This is a genomic window from Pseudomonas sp. NFIX49 (genome assembly GCF_900115915.1).
Classification (GTDB): domain Bacteria; phylum Pseudomonadota; class Gammaproteobacteria; order Pseudomonadales; family Pseudomonadaceae; genus Aquipseudomonas; species Aquipseudomonas pharyngis.
In genome coordinates, this window is record NZ_FOYE01000002.1 from 719,426 (window position 1) to 742,193 (window position 22,768).

The 22,768-nt window shown below is 59.8% G+C and carries 20 protein-coding genes, 3 tRNA genes and 1 pseudogene; 3 read left to right on the plus strand and 21 right to left on the minus strand.

Annotated elements, in window-relative coordinates; translation table 11 throughout:
• Nucleotides 1-115: 115 nt before the first annotated feature.
• Together cra and BMZ46_RS07775 are read left to right on the plus strand one after the other, a co-directional pair.
• Nucleotides 116-1,111, plus strand: a complete 996-nt coding sequence (gene cra, locus BMZ46_RS07770) for a catabolite repressor/activator (protein WP_074691885.1) — start codon at nt 116-118, stop codon at nt 1,109-1,111.
• Nucleotides 1,112-1,114: 3 nt separating this feature from the next.
• Entirely contained in the window at nt 1,115-1,891 is a 777-nt protein-coding gene (locus BMZ46_RS07775; protein ID WP_074691889.1) for a TatD family hydrolase, read from the plus strand.
• Here BMZ46_RS07775 and BMZ46_RS07780 read toward each other — a convergent pair whose 3' ends face one another.
• From BMZ46_RS07780 to BMZ46_RS07800, 6 genes and pseudogenes are all read right to left on the minus strand, one after another.
• Entirely contained in the window at nt 1,892-2,281 is a 390-nt protein-coding gene (locus BMZ46_RS07780) for a hypothetical protein (protein WP_074691892.1), read from the minus strand.
• Nucleotides 2,282-2,435: 154 nt separating this feature from the next.
• Entirely contained in the window at nt 2,436-3,149 is a 714-nt protein-coding gene (locus tag BMZ46_RS29760; protein WP_371855252.1) for a methyl-accepting chemotaxis protein, read from the minus strand.
• Between the two features lie 144 nt (nt 3,150-3,293).
• Nucleotides 3,294-4,433 (minus strand): annotated as a pseudogene (locus BMZ46_RS29765) (HAMP domain-containing protein); the annotation flags it as partial.
• A gap of 190 nt (nt 4,434-4,623) precedes the next feature.
• Nucleotides 4,624-5,457, minus strand: coding sequence for a regulatory signaling modulator protein AmpE (ampE, locus tag BMZ46_RS07790; protein ID WP_039769185.1), 834 nt, complete (start codon nt 5,455-5,457; stop codon nt 4,624-4,626).
• Nucleotides 5,454-6,014, minus strand: coding sequence for a 1,6-anhydro-N-acetylmuramyl-L-alanine amidase AmpD (gene ampD / locus BMZ46_RS07795; protein ID WP_074691898.1), 561 nt, complete (start codon nt 6,012-6,014; stop codon nt 5,454-5,456). Before ampD ends, ampE begins: the two co-directional genes overlap by 4 nt.
• A 64-nt stretch (nt 6,015-6,078) precedes the next feature.
• Nucleotides 6,079-8,268, minus strand: coding sequence for a DUF1631 domain-containing protein (locus tag BMZ46_RS07800; protein ID WP_074691901.1), 2,190 nt, complete (start codon nt 8,266-8,268; stop codon nt 6,079-6,081).
• Between the two features lie 255 nt (nt 8,269-8,523).
• Between BMZ46_RS07800 and nadC the strand changes: the two genes are divergently transcribed.
• Nucleotides 8,524-9,372 carry a carboxylating nicotinate-nucleotide diphosphorylase gene (gene nadC, locus BMZ46_RS07805; protein ID WP_007953729.1) on the plus strand — a complete coding sequence of 283 codons (849 nt, stop codon included), beginning with the start codon at nt 8,524-8,526 and terminating at the stop codon, nt 9,370-9,372.
• An 88-nt stretch (nt 9,373-9,460) separates the two neighbouring features.
• On the opposite strand, the gene BMZ46_RS07810 is transcribed toward nadC, so the two are convergent.
• From BMZ46_RS07810 to folP, 15 genes are all read right to left on the minus strand, one after another.
• Entirely contained in the window at nt 9,461-9,760 is a 300-nt protein-coding gene (locus BMZ46_RS07810) for a DUF6388 family protein (protein WP_074692043.1), read from the minus strand.
• A gap of 234 nt (nt 9,761-9,994) precedes the next feature.
• A tRNA-Thr gene (locus BMZ46_RS07815) sits at nt 9,995-10,070 on the minus strand.
• A 129-nt stretch (nt 10,071-10,199) separates the two neighbouring features.
• Complete coding sequence (gene pnp / locus BMZ46_RS07820; protein WP_011332410.1) at nt 10,200-12,305, minus strand: polyribonucleotide nucleotidyltransferase; 2,106 nt, start codon at nt 12,303-12,305, stop codon at nt 10,200-10,202.
• A 194-nt stretch (nt 12,306-12,499) separates the two neighbouring features.
• On the minus strand, nt 12,500-12,769 hold the full coding sequence (gene rpsO, locus BMZ46_RS07825; RefSeq protein WP_011332409.1) for a 30S ribosomal protein S15: 270 nt from the start codon (nt 12,767-12,769) through the stop codon (nt 12,500-12,502).
• Nucleotides 12,770-12,910: 141 nt separating this feature from the next.
• Nucleotides 12,911-13,828 carry a tRNA pseudouridine(55) synthase TruB gene (truB, locus tag BMZ46_RS07830; protein WP_007953739.1) on the minus strand — a complete coding sequence of 306 codons (918 nt, stop codon included), beginning with the start codon at nt 13,826-13,828 and terminating at the stop codon, nt 12,911-12,913.
• Nucleotides 13,829-13,832: 4 nt separating this feature from the next.
• Complete coding sequence (rbfA, locus tag BMZ46_RS07835; protein WP_007953741.1) at nt 13,833-14,234, minus strand: 30S ribosome-binding factor RbfA; 402 nt, start codon at nt 14,232-14,234, stop codon at nt 13,833-13,835.
• A 159-nt stretch (nt 14,235-14,393) separates the two neighbouring features.
• Nucleotides 14,394-16,910 carry a translation initiation factor IF-2 gene (gene infB / locus BMZ46_RS07840; protein WP_074691904.1) on the minus strand — a complete coding sequence of 839 codons (2,517 nt, stop codon included), beginning with the start codon at nt 16,908-16,910 and terminating at the stop codon, nt 14,394-14,396.
• 27 nt (nt 16,911-16,937) lie between these two features.
• The gene (nusA, locus tag BMZ46_RS07845; RefSeq protein WP_003221546.1) at nt 16,938-18,419 is read right to left on the minus strand and encodes a transcription termination factor NusA; all 1,482 of its coding nucleotides are present in this window, start codon (nt 18,417-18,419) and stop codon (nt 16,938-16,940) included.
• Nucleotides 18,420-18,466: 47 nt separating this feature from the next.
• The gene (gene rimP / locus BMZ46_RS07850) at nt 18,467-18,925 is read right to left on the minus strand and encodes a ribosome maturation factor RimP (RefSeq protein WP_039769696.1); all 459 of its coding nucleotides are present in this window, start codon (nt 18,923-18,925) and stop codon (nt 18,467-18,469) included.
• Between the two features lie 138 nt (nt 18,926-19,063).
• Nucleotides 19,064-19,140: transfer RNA gene (locus tag BMZ46_RS07855), tRNA-Met, on the minus strand.
• A 97-nt stretch (nt 19,141-19,237) separates the two neighbouring features.
• Nucleotides 19,238-19,323: transfer RNA gene (locus BMZ46_RS07860), tRNA-Leu, on the minus strand.
• A gap of 22 nt (nt 19,324-19,345) precedes the next feature.
• Nucleotides 19,346-19,729, minus strand: coding sequence for a preprotein translocase subunit SecG (gene secG, locus BMZ46_RS07865; RefSeq protein WP_011332406.1), 384 nt, complete (start codon nt 19,727-19,729; stop codon nt 19,346-19,348).
• 4 nt (nt 19,730-19,733) lie between these two features.
• Nucleotides 19,734-20,489: a triose-phosphate isomerase gene (gene tpiA / locus BMZ46_RS07870; protein ID WP_007953744.1), complete on the minus strand. Its 756-nt coding sequence runs from the start codon at nt 20,487-20,489 to the stop codon at nt 19,734-19,736.
• Nucleotides 20,490-20,554: 65 nt separating this feature from the next.
• Complete coding sequence (gene glmM, locus BMZ46_RS07875) at nt 20,555-21,892, minus strand: phosphoglucosamine mutase (RefSeq protein ID WP_039769173.1); 1,338 nt, start codon at nt 21,890-21,892, stop codon at nt 20,555-20,557.
• Nucleotides 21,893-21,908: 16 nt separating this feature from the next.
• Entirely contained in the window at nt 21,909-22,760 is an 852-nt protein-coding gene (gene folP, locus BMZ46_RS07880) for a dihydropteroate synthase (RefSeq protein WP_074691907.1), read from the minus strand.
• Nucleotides 22,761-22,768: the final 8 nt, after the last annotated feature.

Consider the following 22,768-nt stretch of genomic DNA (forward strand, 5'->3'; position numbering starts at 1 on the left):
GTCCCATCCTTGAAGTCCAACTTGTCGGATGCGCTGAGACAATGGTCGCCTGCCTGAATCGGGTAGGATTGGCGAAAATGTCGCGGCAAGCTCGAAAAAACAAGGAAATCCCGGGTTGAAACTCAGTGATATCGCGCGGTTGGCCGGAGTGTCCGTGACCACCGCCAGCTACGTCATCAACGGCAAGGCCGAACAGCAGCGCATCAGCACCGCCACCGTCGAGCGGGTGCGAGCGGTGGTCGATCTGCACGGCTTTACCCCCAATCCACAGGCGGCCGGGCTGCGCAGTCGGCACACCCGAACCCTGGGTTTTATCCTGCCGGATCTGGAAAACCCCAGTTACGCGCGGATCGCCAAACTGCTGGAGCAAGGCGCCCGGGCGCGGGGTTATCAGCTGCTGATCGCCAGCTCCGACGACGCGCCGGACAGCGAGCGACAACTGCTGCAACTGTTCCGCGCCCGGCGCTGCGATGCGTTGATCGTCGCCAGTTGTCTCCCGGCCGGTGACGACAGTTATCGCCAGTTGCAGGCCAAGGGCTTGCCGATCATCGCCATCGACCGGGTGATGGATGCCGAGCATTTCTGCTCGGTGGTCAGCGATGACCGCGAAGCCAGCCTGCACCTGACCGAAAGCCTGCTCGACCCGCAGCCGAAGCAGATCGTGCTGCTGGGCGCCCGCCCGGAACTGAGCATCAGCCAGGAACGTGCGGCCGGATTCAAGCAAGCCCTCGCCGGATTCAAGGGCGAAGTGCTGATCGAACACGCCGAATCCTTCAGCCGCGAGTGCGGCAAGCAGTTGATGGAAGAACTCCTGCAACGCCTCGGGCATTTGCCGGATGCGCTGGTGACCACGTCCTACGTGCTGCTGCAGGGTGTGTTCGACGCGCTGCATGACTTCCCGCTTAAAAACCGCCCGCTGCGCCTCGGCACATTCGGCGACACCCAACTGCTCGACTTCCTGCCGCTGCCGGTCAACGCCATGGCCCAGCAGCACCAGTTGATCGCCGACAAGGCGCTGGAACTGGCACTCGCAGCCGTCGAGCAATCGGACTACCAGCCCGGCGTGCAGGCCATCGCCCGTACCTTCAAGCAGCGTATTCACCGGGACTGAGCCGTGGAGCTGATCGACAGCCACACCCATCTGGACTTCCCTGACTTCGACGCCGACCGCGCGGCGCTGCTCACCGAAAGCCGCGCCCTCGGGGTGCGGCGAATGGTGGTACTCGGGGTCTACGAGGGTAACTGGCAACGGGTGTGGGATCTGGTGCAAAGCGATGCCGATCTGTACGCGGCGTTCGGTTTGCACCCGGTCTATCTCGATCAGCATCGGCCTGAAGACCTGAATGCACTGGGCGATTGGCTGACACGGCTAAAAGGTCATCGGCAACTGTGTGCGGTCGGCGAAATCGGCCTGGATTACTTCATCGAAACCCTCGACCGCGAACGCCAGCAGGCGCTGTTCGAAGCGCAGCTGCAACTGGCGGCGGATTTCGAATTACCGGCGCTGATCCATGTACGACGCAGCCATGCGGCGGTGATTGCCACGCTCAAGCGCTTCAAGCTAAAGCGCGCCGGGATCATCCACGCGTTCGCCGGCAGCCGTGAAGAAGCGCGGGAATACATCAGGCTCGGTTTCAAACTCGGCCTCGGTGGTGCACCGACCTGGCCGCAGGCGTTGCGCATGCATCGGGTGCTGGCCGACTTGCCGCTGGACGCGGTGGTGCTGGAAACCGACTCACCGGACATGGCGCCCGCCATGTTTCCCGGCGTGCGCAATACGCCGGCGCATTTGCCGGCGATCTGCGACTCACTGGCCACTTTGATGAACATCAGTGCGCAACAGCTCGCTGCCGCCAGTACCGCCAACAGTTGCGAGGTGTTCGGCTGGTAGTCAGTCGGCGTGGGCCTTGGCCGCGTCGAGAATCAGCGTCAGGTGCTGGCGCTGCCGGGCATAACGAATCACCGCGAAGTACACGAAAATCGCGATCAGCGATCCGTTCAGCTGCTCGGTGACGCTGAGCAGACCCACCCATTCCATCACCAGGGCCACCAGCAGCGCGGTGCACACCGTCACCAGCGCACTGGCGCGCAGCAGGCCAAGTGAATCGAGCGAACGGAAACGTTTGATCTGCTTGGGGCAACGCAATTCCAGGCTTTTCTGGCAATTCGCGCAGGTGAACGCTTCGTGGATCGAAATGGCATTCAGTTGCCAGGGCTTGAGCACCAGCGTGGTCTGGCAGTGGGCGCAGCGGCCCTGGACGCCCAGGGTTGCGACGGACATGTGCGATCTCCTCCAAGTGGTCAATGAATTGATCTTGGTTCATTGAAGCCGAAAAACCAGCGCCTGGAGGAAAACAGGATTGGGCTTACAGATGTAGGCAAAAAAGTACTACAAGCCATTCCGAAAAAACCTGCCTCACAGGAGGCAGGTAGCTTCAAACCCGGAACGCGCTGATCAGCTGCTTCAACTCGACCACCTGCGCCGACAACGCACGGCTGGCGTCTTCGGTCTGATGCGCACCTTCTGCGGTGCGCTCGCCGGCACGGTTGATCTCGACGATGTTCTGGTCGATATCGTGGGCGACGGCGGTCTGCTGCTCGACAGCGGCGGCGATCTGCTGGTTCTGATCGACGATCATGCCGACAGCGCCGAGGATGTTTTCCAGCGCCTGCTGGACTTTCTCCGACTGCCCCACCGTGCCGTTGGCCATCTGATGGCTGACGCCCATGGCCTTCACTGCCGCGCCGACGCCGCCATGGAGCTTGGCGATCATCTGCTCGATTTCTTCGGTCGATTGCTGAGTGCGTTTGGCCAGCGTGCGGACTTCGTCAGCGACCACGGCAAAACCGCGCCCCTGCTCACCGGCCCGCGCAGCCTCGATCGCGGCGTTGAGCGCCAGCAGATTGGTCTGTTCGGCGATGCTCTTGATCACTTCCAGAACGCGACTGATCGACTGACTGTCGCTGGCCAACTGGTTGATCACCAGCACCGATTGATCGATTTCGCTCGCCAGTGCCGCGATGCTGCCCTGCTGCGATTCCACCAGTCCGCGCCCATTGATGGTTTCATCGTTCACGCTGTGGGCGCTGCTGACCGCTGCCGCCGCACTGCGTGCCACCTCCAGCGACGTTGCCGACATCTGGTTCATCGCCGTCGCCACTTGTTCGATCTGTGTGCGTTGCCCGGCGACCGCCTGATTGCTTCGCGCCGAGACGTTTTCCACCTGCCCCGCCTGTCGCTCGACCTCGCCAACGGTGTGGCCGACCCGTTCGATCAGGTCATGGATTTTCCTCACCGTACCGTTGAACACTTCGCCCAACTCGCCGAGTTCATCGCGGCTGTTGGCGTGGAAATTCACCGTCATGTCGCCCGCCGCGACTTTATCCATCATGGCGCCGAGGTTTTTCAGGGTGGCGCGGGTCGAGGCATAGAAGCCACCGTAGAGATAGAAAATCAGCACGAACACCAGCGACAGCGCCGCGGCTTGCAGCACCATGTGCGTGCGGTTTTGTCCCAAACGCTGCTGCAATTGGGTGTCGAGAAATTTCAGGGTGGCGTCGTTGAGCTGATAGGTCTGGTCCATCAGCCCGGTGAGCTGGTCATAAAAACCCTGCCATGGGGCGTCGAGAGTTTCGGCCATCACCACTTGTTCTTCGATCAGGGTGCCGGCCTGTTTCAGCGACGCCTTGCTGGCATCCGCCGGGGCACTCAGGGAGTCACGGGCGGCTTTGCTCGAACCCAGCGCGTCCTGCAATTTCAGGCCATATTCGGCCTGAAGCTTTTCGATCTGCACCAGCAACTCGTCGAAACGGGTACTCGACGAACTGTTGAGAAAGCCCTGGCCCAATGAATACGAGCCCATCGCCCGACCTTCGCCCAACGCCTGGGTGACGGCCGGCGTGATCGCGGTGATCAGCTCGCTGAGCTGGCGTATGTCGCTCTGGTTGTCGCGACTCAATCCGGCCTGACTGGCCACGATCTGGCTGAAAATCTGCGCATTGCCGAGCAATTTGCCAATCAGCGCACTTTTGCTTTGCAGAGAGTTTTCCGCCTGCTGGGCCTTGAAAGCGGCGATCATTTCATCGCGCTTGGCCTCGAAGAATTTGATCTGCTCCGGATCCTCGGTCATGGGCGTCAGCCCTTGCAGGCGCGCCAGAACGTTTTGCTCAAGACTGGTGATCTGCGCCTCAACATTGCCGGCCTTTCCGGACTGGCCGAGGGTGACATCGATCTGCACCAGATTGTTGAGGGTTTCCAGATCCCGGCGCAGGGTCAGGCTGCTGCCCAGCAGATCGAGGCTCTGCAGCTCGACCCGGGTGCCCTGGAATTCGCGGTAGGAATCGCGCACCAGATAGAAATTGGTCACCAGCATCGGCACCAGGAACAGCACGCTGATCAGGCTGAACTTCATGCCGAAGCTCAAGCGGTTCATCAGCGAGACGGCGGGATAGAGCAAGCTCTTCACTGGAAGGCTCCCTTGGTTTTTTCTTGTTTTTATTGGCAGGCGCGGGGCGACAGCAGATAGCCACTATCGGGCGCTATCTCTGTATAGCTCAAATCGAAGGGAGGTTTTGTAACTTAAGGTTAACGAGGGGGATTGCCCCCCTCATCACTCGAACGGCCTACGCCAGCACTGTCCACAGGGCAAATCCGGCATACCACAGCACCGCCGCCCGCAGCAGCAACTCCCACAGGCAGTCGAGGGTGTTGATGCCTTCGGGGCCGACAGCGGCCGGCGGGATTTCCCCGGCCGCGAGCCCGACCCTGTTGATCAGTTGCGCGGCGCTGATGTTCCAGTTCAGCAGCTCGTGCAGCATCACCCGACTGACCGCGACGAAATTGCCGACCAGGGCGAGGCTCGCCGCCAGCAGGCGCACCGGCACCCAGTCGAAGGCGTGACGCAGTTGCCCGGCCCGTTCGGCCACCGCCGGGTTCTGGGCGTTTTCCTCCGCCAGCGCCAGCAAGCGGTAACTCAGTGCCGCCACCGGACCGAGCAGGAAGTACCAGAAAATCACCGCAAAAAAGCTCTGGTAGGCCTGCCACAACAGATGCCGCTGCACTTGCTCCAGCAATTGTTCGCCGCTTTCGGCGCAGATGTTCAGATCACGCTTGGCCACATGGGCGGCGGCCTGCAGGTCCTCGCGGCGCCAGGCGTCGCGAAACGGCCCGAGCTCGCCGAGCAAGTCACCCCGCCCCAGGCTGTAAATCACCACCAGCAAATGCACCGGCAATGCCAGCAGACCATAGGCCACCGGCTCCAATACCAGCAGCAGCAAGCCCAGCAATGCCACCGGCAGCAGCACCAGAACAATCAGCACCAGCCACGGCTGTTTCGCCAGCCCACCAGTTTCAAGCTTGTGCAGTTCGCGGATCCATCCGCCATCGCGTTGCACCCGTTGGCGCAGAGCCGAGAACTTCTCGATCCATACCGCCAGCAGTAACACCAGAAAACTCATTGTCCTTCCTCTTGTGCCAGGGCGGCGCGGTAGCGTGCCCAGTCGAATGCGGGTCCGGGGTCGGTCTTGCGTCCGGGGGCGATGTCACTGTGCCCGCAGATGCGCTCGACGGTGATTGCCGGGAACGCCGCCTGTATCTGCCGGGTCAGCGCGGTCAGCGCCCGGTACTGCGCATCGGTGAACGGCAGATCATCGGTGCCTTCCAGCTCGATGCCTACGGAAAAATCGTTACAGGTTTCCCGTCCCTCGAACATCGAAACACCGGCATGCCAGGCCCGTTCAAGACAGGAGACAAACTGGGTGACCTTGCCGTCACGTTCGATCAGAAAATGTGCAGACACGCGCAGGTCGGCGATCCCCGCAAAGTAGGGATGTTCCGTGACATCCAGACGATTCTGGAAAAATTCCTGGACCTTGCCGGTGGCGAACTGCGCCGGTGGCAGGCTGATGTTGTGGATGACCAACAGGGAGACTTCGCCCGCCGGGCGTTCATTGAAGTTGGGCGAAGGGCAGACCTGCACCCCGTGACACCACCCGCTTGCGGGATCCAACTGCATACCGATTCCTTCAACGCCGACTGTGTTGGCGACCAGTATGCCGTGATCGGCCCCCGGCGCGCGATCACTTGCCGCGATTGAGCCGCCGCAGATTGCCGAGCACCGACTCGAGCGCCCGGTCGAACAGCAAGGTGTCGTCCAGCGCCCGCACCGCGCCGCGACGAAACGCCAGGGCCAGTTCCGTGCGGTCGCGCTCCAGCACTTTCATGCCGGTGCGGTCGACGAACACGTACTTGCCGGTCGCCTCGATGATCGCCGCCAGTTTGCAGCGCAGAGTGTGTTCTTCGTCCTCCTCGAACGCCACCCAGCTGCCCAGACGCAACTGTTCGACCTGCCGCAGACCGACATCGTCGGCTGGCAAACGCGCTGGCGTGCGTGGCTTGAGACCGTCGTCGGCCATCTGCAGGACAATCGTCTGCGACACTTCGATCATTTCCGGCAGCACGGACTGATCCGGTGCGCCGGACGGTTCGAGCAGCCGCACATGCAGCGCTTCCAGCTCACTGAAAAAGCCGCTGGTGGCAAACGGATCGAAGGCCGAAGTGCTCAGGCCGTCGCGCAATGACTTGAGCAACCCCGGCACCAGCGCCAGCAGACGCAGGCCGGCTTCGGCATCGTCGTGACGCTGCACGCTCCAGATCAATTGCTCCATGGTCTGCACGTCGGCCTGCCATTCGGCGGACTGATCGCCGTGCTTGAGGCAGGTCAGCAGCAACACCTTGCTCCAGGCGTCCTGCACGAACGTCACCACCGACGGTGGCAGGACCTTGCCCAGCAACGCCTGATTGAGCGCCTGCTCGACCCGCTGGCGAGCCAGTTCGGTTTTCGCCCGGCCCTCTTCGGCATCGCGCAAACGCTGTTCAAGCAATTCGCTGCGACGGCGCTCGTCACTGGTGAAGGCGAGGAAGTCCGCCAGCAACTCGGAAAAAATCGCCGGGTCATCGACGAAATCCGTCAGCAGGCGCTGCACCACTTGCTCGATGCGCAGGTACAGGCTGTCGCGCGCATTACCGTCGCACTCGCCCCAGCCCATCGCCGCCTCGGCGATTTCGTTGAGCAGGCGGCGCGCCGGGTGGCTGCTGCGGCTGAAGAAGCTCTTGTCGATCACCGCGACCTTCAACATCGGGATCTGCAACCGGGCAATCAGCGCCTTGAGGGAATCCGGCAGGTTGCGATCATCGAGGATGCAGTCGAAGACCATGGCCACCAGATTGATCACGTCCTCGTCAGCCCCGCCGACAATTCGCGATTTGCCGCTGCGTACGCTGACCCGCGTCAGCAGTTGTTCAAGCTGATGGCGCAGATCGAAGTCGTCCTGCACTGCCAGCGCCGGCACGTATTGCTGCAGGTGCGAGAGCAGGCGCAGCAGGTCGCGGGTGGAAATCGGCTGCGCCGGAGCGCTGGGTTCAAGGGTCGGCGCGACGGTGCCGCGCACGTGCAGCAGCAACTCCTGCAACGCGGCGAAGACCTCCTGCACGCCGGCATCGGTCTGGGGTTTGTCGACGCCCTCGAATTCGCTCTGCACGCTGGCCACGGCCTGATCGATGGCACGACGGGCCGGTGCCGGCTTGAGTTCGGGCAACACACCCGTGGCGATCAGCAGTTGGTTGGCTTCGGCGTAGAGTTGATCGGTATCGGCCAGCACATAGCGCTCGAACAATTTGAGCAGGATCAGCTTGACCTTGATCTCCACCCCCAGATTGCGCCCGGCCTGCAGGAAGTACTCGCAAAGCATCGCCGGGCCCAGCGGGTTGTAATGATCGCCCAGCGTCTTGCCCAACAACGCATTGAACCGCGCGGTCAGTTGGTCGAGGGCGAAGCCGTCGCGATTGAGCACGCGGCCGACCATGGTTTCGACCGCAACGCTGCGCTCCATGTCATCGGTGCGCGCTGTCGTGTCCCCGTATTGCAAGGCGTGCGAGAGGACGCCGGGAACGGGATCGAATTGAGTGAGGCCGACAAAGGCTTCGAAAAACTGCTCGAGAAAACCACGCTCGATGTTCTTGCGCTTGAGGCGCAGGTCGCGCATGGCTTCGAAAAAGATGTTCTGTTCGACGTCGTTACGTGCCCGGTCGGCCATTTCGAACAGGGTGTCGTCGGCGTTATCGAACAGCTCCTGCAAACCGTTGCGCAGGCGCTGGGCAGCCTTGTCGCGGACCTGAAGCAGAATCACAGGCAGGCGGGCGAGCGGCGAGTGAGGCGCCTGATCGGTAGTGGCCTTGTGCAGAGGCACTACATTCCCGTCGTTGTGCATCCAAGCCTCCTGAAACGGTGATTTGCCGACGTCAAAGCTATGGCGTCAAATGCAAGGCGGATTATCTTGCAAAAGATGTCTCCGGCGCCAGAGCCGTCAGGGTTTCCCCTATGCGCCGACACCTTGAAGTGACCACGACAGAATCGGGTTTGCTCAAAGAAAATCGACCGGATGCAGGGCTGCGTGGCTGTTCTCGCCTTGGGTTGGCCGACGCCATGCCCCTATAATCGGACCACTTAGTTTGTGGAGCCCGTTATGCCGAATCTACGTCTCGCCGATTTGACCGCCGAAATCGAAGCCAACGTGCGCCGTGCGTTGCTCGAAGACATCGGCAGCGGCGACATCACCGCGCAACTGATCCCGGCCGAACGCCTGGCCAAAGCCACCATCATCACCCGTGACGCCGCCGTCATCAGTGGCACGGCCTGGGTCGATGCGGTGTTCCGCCAGCTCGATCCGCGGGTGGCGGTGCATTGGCAGGTGCGCGATGGCGAACGGGTTTCGCCGAATCAGCCGTTGTTTCATCTGGAAGGCCCTGCCCGCTCACTACTGACCGGCGAGCGCAGCGCCCTGAACTTCCTGCAATTGCTGTCGGGCGTGGCGACCCGCGCGCAGTACCTGGCGGACTTCGTCGCCGAGACCTCGGTAAAACTGCTCGACACCCGCAAGACCCTGCCGGGCCTGCGTCTGGCGCAGAAATACGCGGTCACCTGCGGCGGTTGCCATAACCATCGCATCGGTCTCTACGACGCGTTCCTGATCAAGGAAAACCACATCGCTGCCAGCGGCGGCATCCCGCAGGCCATTGCCGCTGCGCACAAGATCGCCCCGGGCAAGCCGGTGGAAATCGAAGTGGAAAGTCTGGAAGAGCTGAAGGAGGCGCTGGCCGCCGGTGCCGACATCATCATGCTCGATGAGCTGAGCCTCGACGACATGCGCGAAGCCGTGCGCCTGAATGGCGGCAAGGCAAAACTGGAAGCCAGTGGCGGCATCAACGAAAGCACGCTGCTGCCGATCGCACAGACCGGGGTGGATTACATCTCGATCGGCGCGATGACCAAGGACGTGAAGGCCGTGGATCTGTCGATGCGACTGAGCATTTAAGGGCAGCGGCAAGATGCGAGCTACAAGCTGCAAGCCAAAGCGGTTGTGCTTTTACTTGTAGCTTGCGGCTTGTAGCTGGCAGCTCTCGTCAAACGACGAGATTGTTCATCTCGCAGTACTCTTCCCACTCGACGCCCAACACCTCGGCCGCTTCCTTGTGCAGCTCCAGGCGCTTGGCCTCGAACTCCTCAGGTGTGCTGGTGTACTTGAGGGTCAATTCCCACGGCTGCAGGCCCTGGGCTTCGGCTTCATCTTCGAACGCCCACTGGATCTGGTCTTTCTGATCACCGGGACTCAGGTCCTTGATCTCTTCCTTCAGATCCGGAACATCCAGGATGTATTTTCTAAGCGCTTCTTCGTGACGTTGCTCTTGAGTTAATTCGGTCATGGCGTTCTCGCTGATCATAGGAATGGAGGATGGATCTGGATCATCAAGGATCTCTCTGACGCGGACTGTCCGGCCTTCGGAACCATTCGGGATCATCTGAAAACTGCTGGGCGATGCTCATGCAGGCACCGAATATAGGACGTTTGCATGGCGAATTACACGGCTCTTTACATCTCTCCCACAAAAAGTTGACCTGTGGAACATAAATGCCGGTTCAAAAGGATTAGGGAGAGGTGGTGCCCGAGACAGGAATCGAACCTGCGACCTTCGCGTTACGAGTGCGCTGCTCTACCGGCTGAGCTACACGGGCGGTGGGCTAAACCTAGCACTGGTCTTGCAGGTCGGCAACTTCGCCGAATGACTCGATATTTCATGGACAAAAAAATGCCCCGCCGTTTTCACGGCGGGGCATTTTCATTGCGCTAGGACTGCGGGGTGATTAAACGCCCGAAGCCTTGGCAGCTGCCACGTCTTTGATGGACAGCTTGATACGGCCGCGGTTGTCCACGTCCAGTACCAGTACTTCCACTTCCTGGCCTTCTTTCAGGATGTCGGTCACTTTCTCTACGCGAGCGTCGCTCAGCATCGAGATGTGAACCAGACCGTCCTTGCCCGGCAGGATGTTGACGAATGCGCCGAAGTCGACGATGCGCTCAACCTTGCCGACGTAGATCTTGCCGATCTCGGCCTCTGCGGTGATACCCAGAACGCGCTGACGAGCTGCTTCAGCCGCTTCCTTGGTTTCGCCGAAGATCTTGATCGAGCCGTCGTCTTCGATGTCGATCGAAGCCTTGGTCTCTTCGCAGATCGCACGGATGGTCGCGCCACCCTTACCGATAACGTCACGGATCTTGTCGGTGTCGATCTTCATAGCGATCATGGTCGGAGCGTTGGCCGACAGTTCGGTACGCGACTGGCCGATGATCTGGTTCATCTGGCCGAGGATGTTCAGGCGCGCTTCCAGGGCTTGGCCCAGAGCGATTTCCATGATCTCTTCGGTGATGCCCTTGATCTTGATGTCCATCTGCAGCGCGGTCACACCTTTGGCGGTACCGGCTACTTTGAAGTCCATGTCGCCCAGGTGGTCTTCGTCACCCAGGATGTCGGTCAGGACGGCGAACTTCTCGCCTTCTTTAACCAGACCCATGGCGATACCGGCAACCGGTGCCTTCATCGGGACACCAGCGTCCATCAGGGCCAGGGAAGCGCCGCAAACGGAAGCCATCGAGCTCGAACCGTTGGATTCGGTGATTTCCGATACCACACGGATGGTGTACGGGAACACGTCAGCGGCAGGCAGCATGGCCGAAACCGAGCGACGGGCCAGACGGCCGTGACCGATTTCGCGACGACCGGCGCCACCCATGCGACCACACTCGCCCACCGAGAACGGAGGGAAGTTGTAGTGCAGCATGAACGGGTCTTTTTTCTCGCCTTCCAGGGTGTCCAGCAGTTGCGCGTCACGGGCAGTGCCCAGCGTCGCGACGACCAGAGCCTGGGTTTCGCCACGGGTGAACAGTGCCGAACCGTGAGTCTTCGGCAGAACGCCGACTTCGATGTTCAGCGGACGTACGGTGCGGGTGTCGCGACCGTCGATACGTGGCTTGCCGTTAACGATGTTTTCGCGAACGGTGCGGTATTCGATTTCACCAAAAGCGGCTTTGACGTCGGCAGCCGAAGGCTGGCCTTCTTCACCGGACAGCTTGGCCACAACCTGGTCACGCAGCTCGCCCAGACGCGCGTAACGGTCGGCCTTGATGGTGATGGTGTAAGCCTGGGAGATCGCTTCGCCGAACTCGGAACGGATAGCGGCCAGCAGCTCGGTGGCTTCTGGAGCAGGTGCCCAGGTCCAGGTTGGCTTGGCGGCTTCGGCAGCCAGTTCCTTAACGGCGTTGATCACGACCTGGAACTCGTCGTGAGCAAACAGTACCGCGCCCAGCATCTGGTCTTCGGTCAGCTCTTTGGCTTCCGATTCAACCATCAGTACGGCGTCCGAAGTACCGGCAACGACCATGTCCAGGCTCGAGGCAGCCTGCTGCTCGTAGGTCGGGTTCAGCAGGTAGCCGGTGCTTTCGTGGAAAGCAACGCGAGCGGCGCCGATCGGGCCGTCGAACGGAATGCCGGAGATCGCCAGGGCAGCCGAGGTACCGATCATCGCAGCGATGTCCGGATCGGTCTTCTTGCTGGTGGAAACGACGGTGCAGACAACCTGCACTTCGTTCATGAAACCTTCAGGGAACAGTGGACGGATCGGACGGTCGATCAGTCGGGAAGTCAGGGTTTCTTTCTCGGAAGGACGGCCTTCACGCTTGAAGAAACCGCCAGGGATCTTACCGGCAGCGTAAGTCTTTTCCTGGTAGTGAACGGACAGAGGGAAGAAGCCCTTGCCCGGATCGGCTTGCTTGGCACCGACTACGGTCACCAATACGCTGACGTCGTCGTCAACGGTGACCAATACTGCGCCGGAGGCCTGACGGGCGATACGGCCAGTCTCGAGGGTAACGGTCGACTGACCGAACTGGAATTTTTTGATTACCGGGTTCACGGTGTCCTACCTTCTTTGTGGCTCTTGGGGGAACTGGTTTCTTGCGAAATTCTTGGGCAATGCCGGGAATCGGCCCGACGCCTGTCCAGGGTAAAACGTGTATCCAGATAAAACTTGAGGCTGGGAGCCTGCCGGACGCCGGCGGAAACCCGCTGACGTCTGACAGACAACCAACCTCATAGCGCAATCGCTGATTAGCGACGCAGACCCAGGCGAGCGATCAGAGCGCTGTAACGGCTCACGTCCTTGCCTTTCAGGTAGTCCAGCAGCTTGCGACGCTGGTTAACCATGCGGATCAGACCACGACGGGAGTGGTGGTCTTTACCGTTGGCCTTGAAGTGACCTTGCAGTTTGTTGATGTTGGCGGTCAGCAGTGCAACTTGCACTTCTGGCGAACCAGTGTCACCAACAGCTTGCTGGTAGTCGGCAACGATTTGAGCTTTTTCTTGAACGTCGAGAGCCATGAGGCAATCCTTTTATCAGGAAACCGTTTCAAAAACGGTTTCAACAGGCCAGGGACAAATCCCTGTATCTATAAATGAGTAGTGACCGTGCCTGTTGACAGCCACACTCGCCGGCCTGCTGTTACACAGACCGGTTTCCGGTCATTCTGACCGAATCAGTCGACGCGGCGCGATGCGCCCGTCTTCGCTCACTTCACCGATACCGATGAAGCGACCATTGTGATCCTGTACCCGCACCATGCCGAACTTCGGAGCATCCGGGGCACGTACCGGCTGGCCGTTGAGCCAGTAGAACGCGCTCGCTTCCGAGAACTGCAGCAACGGCCAATCCTGCAGGCCGCTGTCCGATGGCATCAGGAAGCGGTCGACCGCTTCGTTGCCGCCTTCGGCATGTACCGCTTCCAGCTCTTCGAGGGTCACGGTCTGCGCCAGGGTGAAAGGCCCGGCCTGGGTACGGCGCAATTCAGCGACGTACGCACCACAACCGAGTTGCTCACCGATATCCTCCACCAGGGTGCGAATATAGGTGCCCTTGCTGCAATCCACCGCGAGTCGCGCAGTATCGCCTTCGAAGGCCAGCAATTCCAAGCGCGCAATAGTAACAGAACGCGGTTCGCGCTCCACTACTTCGCCTGCACGGGCCAACTTGTACAGCGGCTGGCCATCACGCTTGAGAGCGGAGTACATCGGCGGTATCTGACTGATTTGCCCGCGAAATTTCGGCAGAACCGCTTCAATGTCGGCCTGACCAACGGTCACCGGACGCTCCTGCAAAACCTCGCCTTCGGCGTCTGCCGTGGTGGTGGTCTTGCCCAGTTGCGCCAGGGTTTCGTAACCCTTGTCGGAATCGAGCAGGTACTGCGAGAACTTGGTCGCCTCGCCAAAGCACAGCGGCAGAACGCCGGTGGCCAGGGGATCGAGACTGCCGGTATGACCGGCCTTCTCGGCGTTGAGCAACCAGCGAACCTTCTGCAACGCGGCGTTGGAGGTGAACCCCAGCGGCTTGTCGAGCAGGATGATGCCGCTGACGTTACGACGGATACGTTTGACCTGAGCCACCGAGTTACTCCTTGGTGTCTTCGGGTTCTGCCGCAGCCACGTGCTGATTGTCCTCAGCCACGGCGCGCTCGATCAGGGCCGACAGGTGCGCACCCCGCACGACGCTTTCGTCGTAGTGGAAGTGCAATTGCGGCACGCTGCGCAGCTTCATTTCGCGGGCCAGCTGCATGCGCAGGAAACCGGCGGCAGCGTTGAGCACCTTGATGCTTTGCGCGATGTCTTCGGCGTTGTCCTGCCCCATCACGGTGATGAAGATCTTCGCGTGACCGACGTCACGGCTGACTTCCACAGCGGTAATGGTGACCAGGCCGACGCGCGGGTCTTTGACTTCACGACGGATCAGCTGGGCCAGCTCACGCTGCATCTGATCGCCGATACGTTGGGTACGGCTGTATTCTTTTGCCATGATTTGTTACCTGTTACTGCCCTGCGGTGAAACCCGCAAGGTCTGAAAGCGGCAAACGCCCGGCCTGACAAAAGCCAGACCGGGCGTTGCGTTTAGAGTCCTGACGCCGTGCCGCGCACTTGCATGCGGCGGCCCGACGTGGCCCTTGAAGTGCGCGAGTCAGAGGCTGCGAGCAACCTGAACCTTCTCGAAGACTTCGATCTTGTCGCCGACTTTGACGTCGTTGTAGCTCTTCACGCCGATACCGCATTCCATGCCGGCACGTACTTCGGAAGCGTCATCCTTGAAGCGGCGCAGGGATTCCAGCTCGCCTTCGAAGATCACGATGTCTTCACGCAGTACACGGATCGGACGGTTACGGTGCACAACACCTTCGATCACCATGCAACCAGCGATCGCGCCAAACTTCGGCGAACGGAACACGTCACGGACTTCGGCCACACCGAGGATGTTCTCGCGAACGTCGCTGCCAAGCATACCGGTCAGGGCTTTCTTGACGTCTTCGATGATGTCGTAGATCACGTTGTAGTAACGCATGTCCAGACCTTCCTGCTCGACGATCTTCCGGGCGCCGGCATCGGCACGCACGTTGAAGCCGAACAGTACAGCGTTGGAAGCCAGTGCCAGGTTGGCGTCGGATTCGGTGATACCACCGACACCGCCACCGACCACGCGCACTTGCACTTCGTCGTTGCCCAGGCCGTTCAGAGCGCCCTGCAAGGCTTCCAGCGAACCACGGACGTCGGATTTGAGGACGATGTTGAGCGTCTTCTTCTCTTCCTGGCCCATGCTTTCGAAGATGTTTTCCAGCTTGCCGGCGTGAGCGCGAGCCAGTTTGACTTCGCGGAACTTGCCTTGACGGAACAGAGCCACTTCACGGGCTTTCTTCTCGTCGGCAACCACGCTCATTTCGTCGCCGGCGTCAGGCGTACCGTCCAGGCCGAGGATCTCGACCGGAATGGCCGGACCCGCTTCCTTGATCGGCTTGCCGTTCTCGTCGAGCATGGCGCGCACGCGGCCATAGTTCGAGCCGACCAGCACCATATCGCCTTGACGCAGCGTACCGTCCTGAACCAGAACAGTCGCTACCGGGCCACGGCCCTTGTCGAGACGCGATTCAACCACGACACCGCGGCCAGGAGCCGAAGGAGTGGCGGTCAGCTCGAGAACTTCAGCCTGCAGCAATACAGCTTCAAGCAGCTCGTCGACGCCGGTACCCATCTTCGCGGAGACCGGAACGAATGGAGTGTCACCACCCCAGTCTTCAGAGGTCACGCCGTGAGCCGACAGTTCGCTGCGGATGCGATCGAGATCAGCACCCGGCTTGTCGATCTTGTTCACCGCAACCACCAGCGGAACGCCGGCAGCAACAGCGTGCTGAACGGCTTCGATGGTTTGTGGCATCACGCCGTCGTCCGCCGCAACCACCAGGATCACGATGTCGGTCGCCTTGGCACCACGGGCACGCATGGCGGTAAACGCGGCGTGACCAGGGGTGTCGAGGAAGGTGACCATGCCGCGTTCGGTTTCAACGTGGTATGCACCGATGTGCTGGGTGATACCGCCGGCTTCGCCAGCAGCTACCTTGGCACGACGGATGTAGTCGAGCAGCGAGGTCTTACCGTGGTCAACGTGACCCATTACGGTCACGACCGGCGCACGAGGAACCGCTTCACCTTCGAACTTCAGGGACTCGGCCAGGGAATCTTCCAAGGCGGTGTCGCTGACCAGGGTCACTTTGTGGCCCAGTTCTTCTGCGACCAGCTGGGCAGTTTCCTGATCCAGTACCTGGTTGATGGTGGCCGGGGTGCCCAGCTTGAACATGAATTTGATGATTTCGGCAGCCTTGACCGACATCTGCTGGGCGAGATCGCCAACAGTGATGGTTTCGCCGATCTTCACTTCACGCACGACAGGGCCGGTCGGGCTCTGGAAACCGTGGGCGTTGCGTTTCTTCAGCTTGGCCTTGCCGCGACCGCCGCGACGGAAGCCATCGCTTTCTTCGTCGGTAGTGCGTGGCGCCACACGTGGAGCCGGAGCCTTTTCCTTGACCGATGCGCGATGCGGAGCGTTTTTGCGCTCGCCATCACCACCGCCACGACGGTTGTTGTCGTCAGCACGTGGTTTGTCCGGACGGCGCTGCTCGTCACGCTTGCGAGTGTCGGAAGCTGGCGCAGCAGCCACAACCGGCGCAGCTTCGCGCACTGGTTCGGCCACTGGCGCAGGGGCAGCGACGGCTTCGGCAGGAGCGGACGGCGCAGCAGGCTGGCGACGCGCTTCTTCTTCGGCGCGAACGCGGGCTTCTTCTTCAGCCTTCTGACGGGCAGCATTTTCTACTGCGCGACGTTCATCCAGTTCACGCTTGCGCTCGGCTTCGATTTCTTCCGGGCTACGCTGTACGAAAACTTTCTTCTTGCGGACTTCAACGCTGATGCTTTTGCTGCCAGCCACACGCAGGGTGCTGGTGGTTTTACGCTGCAGCGTGATCTTGCGTGGTTCTTCCACTTTCGCCTTGTGGCTGCTTTTCAAGTGGGTCAGCAGGGATTGCTTCTCACTGTCAGTCACATTTTCTTCGGCGGCGGTGTGCGGCAGACCTGCCTCACGCATCTGCTGCAACAGGCGCTCTACCGGTGTTTTGACCTCATCGGCCAGTTGTTTCACCGTGACTTGCGTCATGCACTTCTCTCCTCAGGCCGCGCCTAATTACTCGAACCAGTGGGCTCGGGCGGCCATGATCAACTTGCCGGCACGATCATCGTCAATGCCGTCGATGTCGAGCAGATCGTCAATAGACTGCTCGGCCAGGTCTTCGCGGGTAATTACGCCGCGCACCGCCAGTTCCATCGCCAAATCCTTGTCCATACCCTCAAGCGAGAGCAGGTCTTCGGCCGGATGGGCGTCTGCCAGCTTTTCCTCAGTAGCGATGGCTTTGGTCAACAAGCGATCCTTGGCACGAGCGCGAAGCTCGTTGACGATGTCTTCGTCAAAGCCGTCGATGTTGAGCATTTCTTCCAACGGTACGTAGGCAATCTCTTCCAGGCTGGTGAAGCCTTCGTCTACCAGCACCTGAGCCAGTTCTTCGTCGACTTCCAGCTCGTCGATGAAGTTGCGCAGGATGTCGCCGGTTTCCGCTTGTTGCTTAGCCTGGATGTCCGATTCGGTCATCACGTTCAGGGTCCAGCCAGTCAGCTGGCTCGCCAGACGCACGTTCTGACCACCACGACCGATGGCCTGAGCCAGATTGTCTGCGCCAACGGCGATGTCCATGGCATGGGCATCTTCGTCAACGATGATGGCCGCCACTTCTGCCGGCGACATGGCATTGATCACGAACTGTGCCGGGTTGTCGTCCCACAGGACGATATCGACACGCTCGCCACCCAACTCGCCCGACACGGCCTGGACGCGCGAACCGCGCATACCGATGCACGCGCCTTGCGGGTCGATGCGTTTGTCCTTGGAGCGGACAGCGATCTTGGCGCGCGAACCCGGATCACGGGAAGCGGCCATGACTTCGATCAGACCTTCAGCGATTTCCGGCACTTCGATACGGAACAGCTCGATCAGCATTTCCGGCGCGGTACGCGACAGGATCAGCTGAGGGCCGCGGTTCTCGGTGCGGATTTCCTTGAGCAGCGCACGCAGACGCACGCCAACACGGAAGGTTTCGCGAGAAATGATGTCTTCACGGGCCAGCAACGCTTCAGCGTTATTACCCAGGTCGACGATCACGTTGTCGCGGGTCACTTTCTTCACGGTGCCGGAGATGATTTCTCCCAGGCGCTCGCGATAAGCGTCAACCACTTGAGCGCGCTCGGCTTCGCGCACTTTCTGCACGATGACCTGCTTGGCGGTCTGCGCAGCGATGCGGCCGAACTCGATGGACTCGATCTTTTCTTCAACGACGTCGCCAACCTTGGCGCCAGGATGCGTTTCAGCAACCTTGCTAGGCCAGGTTTCGATAGCCGGATCATCGAGATCATTCTCTTCGACGACCGTCCAGCGACGGAAAGTTTCGTAAGAACCGGTGTGGCGATTGATTTCCACACGCAGATCAACTTCGTCTTCAAAACGCTTTTTGGTAGCAGTGGCCAGAGCCAGCTCCAGCGCTTCAAAAATCACGCTTGCCGGTACACCCTTTTCATTGGATACCGACTCAACAACCAGCAGTACTTCTTTGCTCATCGTACGCCTCGCCTTTCGCAAGCCATTGGATCCGCGGGATCCGCGTCTCAGTCAAAACTGGGAATAATGTTGGCCTTGTCGATCATATCGATCGGCAACAGGAACTCATGGTCATCTACCTGCACCACGACGTCCTGCTCTTCTACACCGCGCAGAAGGCCCTGAAAGTTGCGTCGACCTTCAAAAGGCGAGCGCAGCTTGATCTTCACTTGTTCACCGACATATTTGGCAAACTGCTCAAGAGTGAACAGTGGGCGTTCCATGCCTGGCGAGGAAACTTCAAGGGTGTATTCAACGGAGATCGGATCTTCAACATCCAGCACACCGCTGATCTGACGGCTGACGATGGCACAATCGTCCACCAGTACGCCGCCTTCCTTATCGATATAAACGCGCAACATTGAGTGGCGACCTTGAGCCGAAAACTCAATACCCCAGCATTCATAGCCTAGGGCCACGACCACCGGGGCCAGCAAGGCCTGCAACTCTTCTAGCTTGCTCGACACCTGAACCCCCTCGTGCATGTATGTGCATGCTATGCAAAATAAAAAAATGGGCGAAACGCCCATCCTTGAAACGCCGTCGAACAGCGGCGTTGAAAGTGTCCAGCTAACAAAAAGCCCCTTAAAAGGGGCTCCTTAAACTGGTTGCGGGGGCCGGATTTGAACCGACGACCTTCGGGTTATGAGCCCGACGAGCTACCAGACTGCTCCACCCCGCGACAAAGCTGGGGCGGAAGTATACGACCGATCCCTTTTAGGGTCAATGTAACCTTCCACCTGCAAGAAAGCCCGCAACAGCGGGCTCTCCTGACTAATTGGTACCGAGAAGGGGACTCGAACCCCTACACCCTATGGGCACAACCACCTCAAGGTTGCGTGTCTACCAATTCCACCACCTCGGCAATACTACGTTTGAAACCCTTCTTACTTCTGCTCTTGAGCTGGAGGTACGTCAGTCGCTGGAGTAGCCGACTTTTGCTCTTGAAGCACCGGGACATCATCAGAAGCCGGCTGTTGCTTTGGAACTTCCAACACTGCCGGGTTTGGCAAACCTGCTTGAGTCAGCTGATGAGCCTTCTCTTTAGCAAAGTATCCTAACCCCAAGCTGGTTATGAAGAAACCGGCGGCAAGTATAGCAGTAAACTTACTAAGAAAGGTAGAGGAACCTTGGCTTCCGAACACAGTATTTGAAGCACCTGCTCCGAAAGACGCGCCAGCGTCCGCACCTTTACCCTGCTGCAGCAAAACCAGAGCAACTACGCCCAATGCACCCAGCAGATGAAAAACGACTACGACTGTTTCCAGCATTTTTTCAGTTTCCCGCGGCGCGACAAATCGCACCGAACTCATCTGCATTCAGGGAAGCTCCACCAATGAGCCCCCCATCGATATCCGGCATGCCGAACAGTTCGACCGCATTGGCCGCCTTCACGCTGCCGCCGTATAGAAGCCGCACACCTCGTGCCACTTCAGAATTCTCTGCCGCCAACTGCTCGCGAATGGCTTTATGCACATCCTGAGCCTGTTGCGGCGTTGCAGTCAGCCCGGTACCAATCGCCCAGACCGGCTCGTAAGCGATCACTGCGTTGGCAAAAGCACCGACACCCAGCTCCTCGATGATACTGCCTAGCTGACGCCCGACAACCTCAAGAGTCTTTCCGGCTTCGCGCTGCTCCAGGGTCTCCCCTACACACAACACCGGAATCAAGCCACATGCCTGTGCCGCTGCGAACTTGCGATTCAGCATTCCGTCTCGCTCGCCCATGATCTGGCGGCGTTCGGAGTGCCCGACAAGCACCAGGGAACAACCTGCATCCACCAACTGACTCGGCGCAATCTCGCCCGTCAATGCACCTTGCATGGACTCCACCGCAGAATTCTGCGCACCGACCGAAATCGATTTGCCTTTCAAGCCATCAATCACTTGATTGATATACAAGCAAGGCGGGAATACCGCGACATCAACACCGCTTGGCAAGGCCAGATGACGAAGGCCGTTGATCAGCTCAGCGACGCTGGCGCGGGTACCGTGCATCTTCCAGTTACCAGCTACCATAGGGCGACGCATGCTGTACCTCGTCGGTCAAAGTGGGCGCAGATGTTACCCAACACAATCATGGCTGGCAAGCCGAATCAGGCAGAAACTTCAGTTACCAGTTTTGCCAGTTCTTCGGCATAGCCACGAACCTGGATTTCGTCCTCGCCTTCGACCATCACACGTACCAGAGGCTCTGTCCCGGACTTGCGCAAAAGCACACGCCCGCGCCCCGCCATAGCCTGGGTTACGCGTGCGCTCGCCTCCTTGACAGCCGGGTGCTCCAGCGGGCTGTCGCCACCGCCGAAGCGCACGTTGATCAGCACTTGAGGACACTTACGCAGGGCCTGACGAGTTTGCGCCAGACCTTCGTTGCGTGTTTTCAACGCCATCAGCACCTGCAACGCCGCAATGATCGCATCGCCAGTCGTCGTGTGATTGAAGCAAACGACATGTCCGGAGTTCTCGCCCCCGACCAGCCAATCGCGCTCCAGCAACTCGGCAATCACATAGCGGTCGCCGACATTTGCACGCACAAAAGGAATACCCAGATCCGCCAGAGCCAACTCCAGGCCCAGATTGCTCATCAGCGTACCGACCACACCGCCCTGCAATTTGCCTCGCTCATGCAGATCGCGCGCGATGATGAAAATCAGCTCGTCACCATCGACTATCGCCCCGGTGTGGTCGACCATCAGCACCCGATCACCATCACCGTCGAAGGCGATACCCAGATCCGCATGCTCGGACAACACCGCCGCCTGCAATTGCCCCATGTGCGTGGAGCCACAGTTGTCGTTGATATTCAGACCATTGGGCTGCGCGGACAGAACCACAACTTCGGCACCCAGCTCACGGAATACGCTCGGCGCGACCTTGTAGGTAGCTCCGTGCGCGCAGTCGATGACAATCTTCAGTCCGGAAAAACTGGTGCCGGTCGGCACAGAGCTCTTGCAAAACTCGATATAGCGACCGGACGCATCATTGATTCGCGACACCTTGCCAATCTTGCTCGACTCTACAACAGTCATTGGCGTATCTAGCAATTCCTCGATCATCAGTTCCAGCTCATCGGGCAGCTTGGTGCCTTTGCCGGAGAAAAACTTGATGCCGTTATCGTCATGCGGATTGTGCGATGCACTGATCACGATTCCGGCCTCAGCCTGGAATGTACGCGACAGGTAGGCGATGGCCGGAGTCGGCATCGGACCGAGCAGCATTACATCGGCGCCCGCAGATGTCAGACCAGCCTCAAGGGCCGATTCAAACATGTAGCCGGAAATTCGCGTGTCCTTGCCGACCAGTACCTTGCAGGCCCCCATCTTGCGAAAGGCCATACCGGCAGCCCAGCCGAGCTTGAGCATGAAGTCCGGAGTGATCGGGTATTCCCCGACGCGACCACGAATCCCGTCGGTACCAAAATATTTCTTGCTCATAAGTGCTCCATCATTCTTATTCGGCTGATTCCACGGCTGCGAGCATTCGCACCACGTCCACCGTTTCTGCCACATCATGGACGCGCAATATACGCGCACCTTTCACCGATGCCAGTGCAGCCAGTGCCAAACCGCCATACAGACGCTCACCCACAGGGCGATTCAATGCATGGCCGATCATGCTTTTGCGCGAAACGCCCACCAATAGCGGCCGCCCCAACGCATGCAGGGCTTCCATATGCTTGAACAAGCTTAGATTGTGCTGCAGGGTTTTGGCGAAGCCGAAGCCCGGATCAAGAATGATCCGCTCGGCCGGAATGCCTGCCTCCTCGCACTGGGCCATGCGTTCGGCAAGAAACTCACCCACTTCCCGGGTGACATCCTGATAACGCGGATCATCCTGCATGTCGCCAGGCTCGCCGAGCATGTGCATCAGGCACACGGGCAATCCCGTGGCCGCCGCCGCATCAAGCGCGCCATCCCGCCGTAGCGAACGAACGTCGTTGATCAAGCCAGCACCCAAACGCGCCGTTTCGCGCATGACCGCCGGAGTGGACGTATCGACCGATATGACCACATCCAGTTCGCGATTTATAAGCTCGACGACGGGAGCTACGCGCTCCAGCTCCTCCAACGGAGAAACCGCCCGCGCGCCCGGGCGGGTCGACTCGCCGCCCACATCGATCAGCGTTGCACCCGCCGCAACCATGGCTTCGGCATGACGCAAGGCCGCGTCGAGCTGGCTGTATCGGCCACCGTCGGAAAAAGAATCAGGAGTGACATTGAGAATGCCCATGACATGCGTCCGGGCCAAATCAAGAACCCGGTTGCCGCAAGGCAACCGGGTCAGGGACTGTACAGAAGTCATTTCAAACC

Bases quoted from the DNA above. Each gene is read 5' to 3' on its own strand.
- BMZ46_RS07780 (WP_074691892.1), bottom strand. From the start codon at position 2,281: ATGTCCGTCGCAACCCTGGGCGTCCAGGGCCGCTGCGCCCACTGCCAG.
- BMZ46_RS29760 (WP_371855252.1), bottom strand. From the start codon at position 3,149: ATGAACCAGATGTCGGCAACGTCGCTGGAGGTGGCACGCAGTGCGGCG.
- ampE (WP_039769185.1), bottom strand. From the start codon at position 5,457: ATGAGTTTTCTGGTGTTACTGCTGGCGGTATGGATCGAGAAGTTCTCG.
- ampD (WP_074691898.1), bottom strand. From the start codon at position 6,014: ATGCAGTTGGATCCCGCAAGCGGGTGGTGTCACGGGGTGCAGGTCTGC.
- BMZ46_RS07800 (WP_074691901.1), bottom strand. From the start codon at position 8,268: ATGCACAACGACGGGAATGTAGTGCCTCTGCACAAGGCCACTACCGAT.
- nadC (WP_007953729.1), top strand. From the start codon at position 8,524: ATGCCGAATCTACGTCTCGCCGATTTGACCGCCGAAATCGAAGCCAAC.
- BMZ46_RS07810 (WP_074692043.1), bottom strand. From the start codon at position 9,760: ATGACCGAATTAACTCAAGAGCAACGTCACGAAGAAGCGCTTAGAAAA.
- rpsO (WP_011332409.1), bottom strand. From the start codon at position 12,769: ATGGCTCTCGACGTTCAAGAAAAAGCTCAAATCGTTGCCGACTACCAG.
- rbfA (WP_007953741.1), bottom strand. From the start codon at position 14,234: ATGGCAAAAGAATACAGCCGTACCCAACGTATCGGCGATCAGATGCAG.
- infB (WP_074691904.1), bottom strand. From the start codon at position 16,910: ATGACGCAAGTCACGGTGAAACAACTGGCCGATGAGGTCAAAACACCG.
- nusA (WP_003221546.1), bottom strand. From the start codon at position 18,419: ATGAGCAAAGAAGTACTGCTGGTTGTTGAGTCGGTATCCAATGAAAAG.
- secG (WP_011332406.1), bottom strand. From the start codon at position 19,729: ATGCTGGAAACAGTCGTAGTCGTTTTTCATCTGCTGGGTGCATTGGGC.
- tpiA (WP_007953744.1), bottom strand. From the start codon at position 20,489: ATGCGTCGCCCTATGGTAGCTGGTAACTGGAAGATGCACGGTACCCGC.
- glmM (WP_039769173.1), bottom strand. From the start codon at position 21,892: ATGAGCAAGAAATATTTTGGTACCGACGGGATTCGTGGTCGCGTCGGG.
- folP (WP_074691907.1), bottom strand. From the start codon at position 22,760: ATGACTTCTGTACAGTCCCTGACCCGGTTGCCTTGCGGCAACCGGGTT.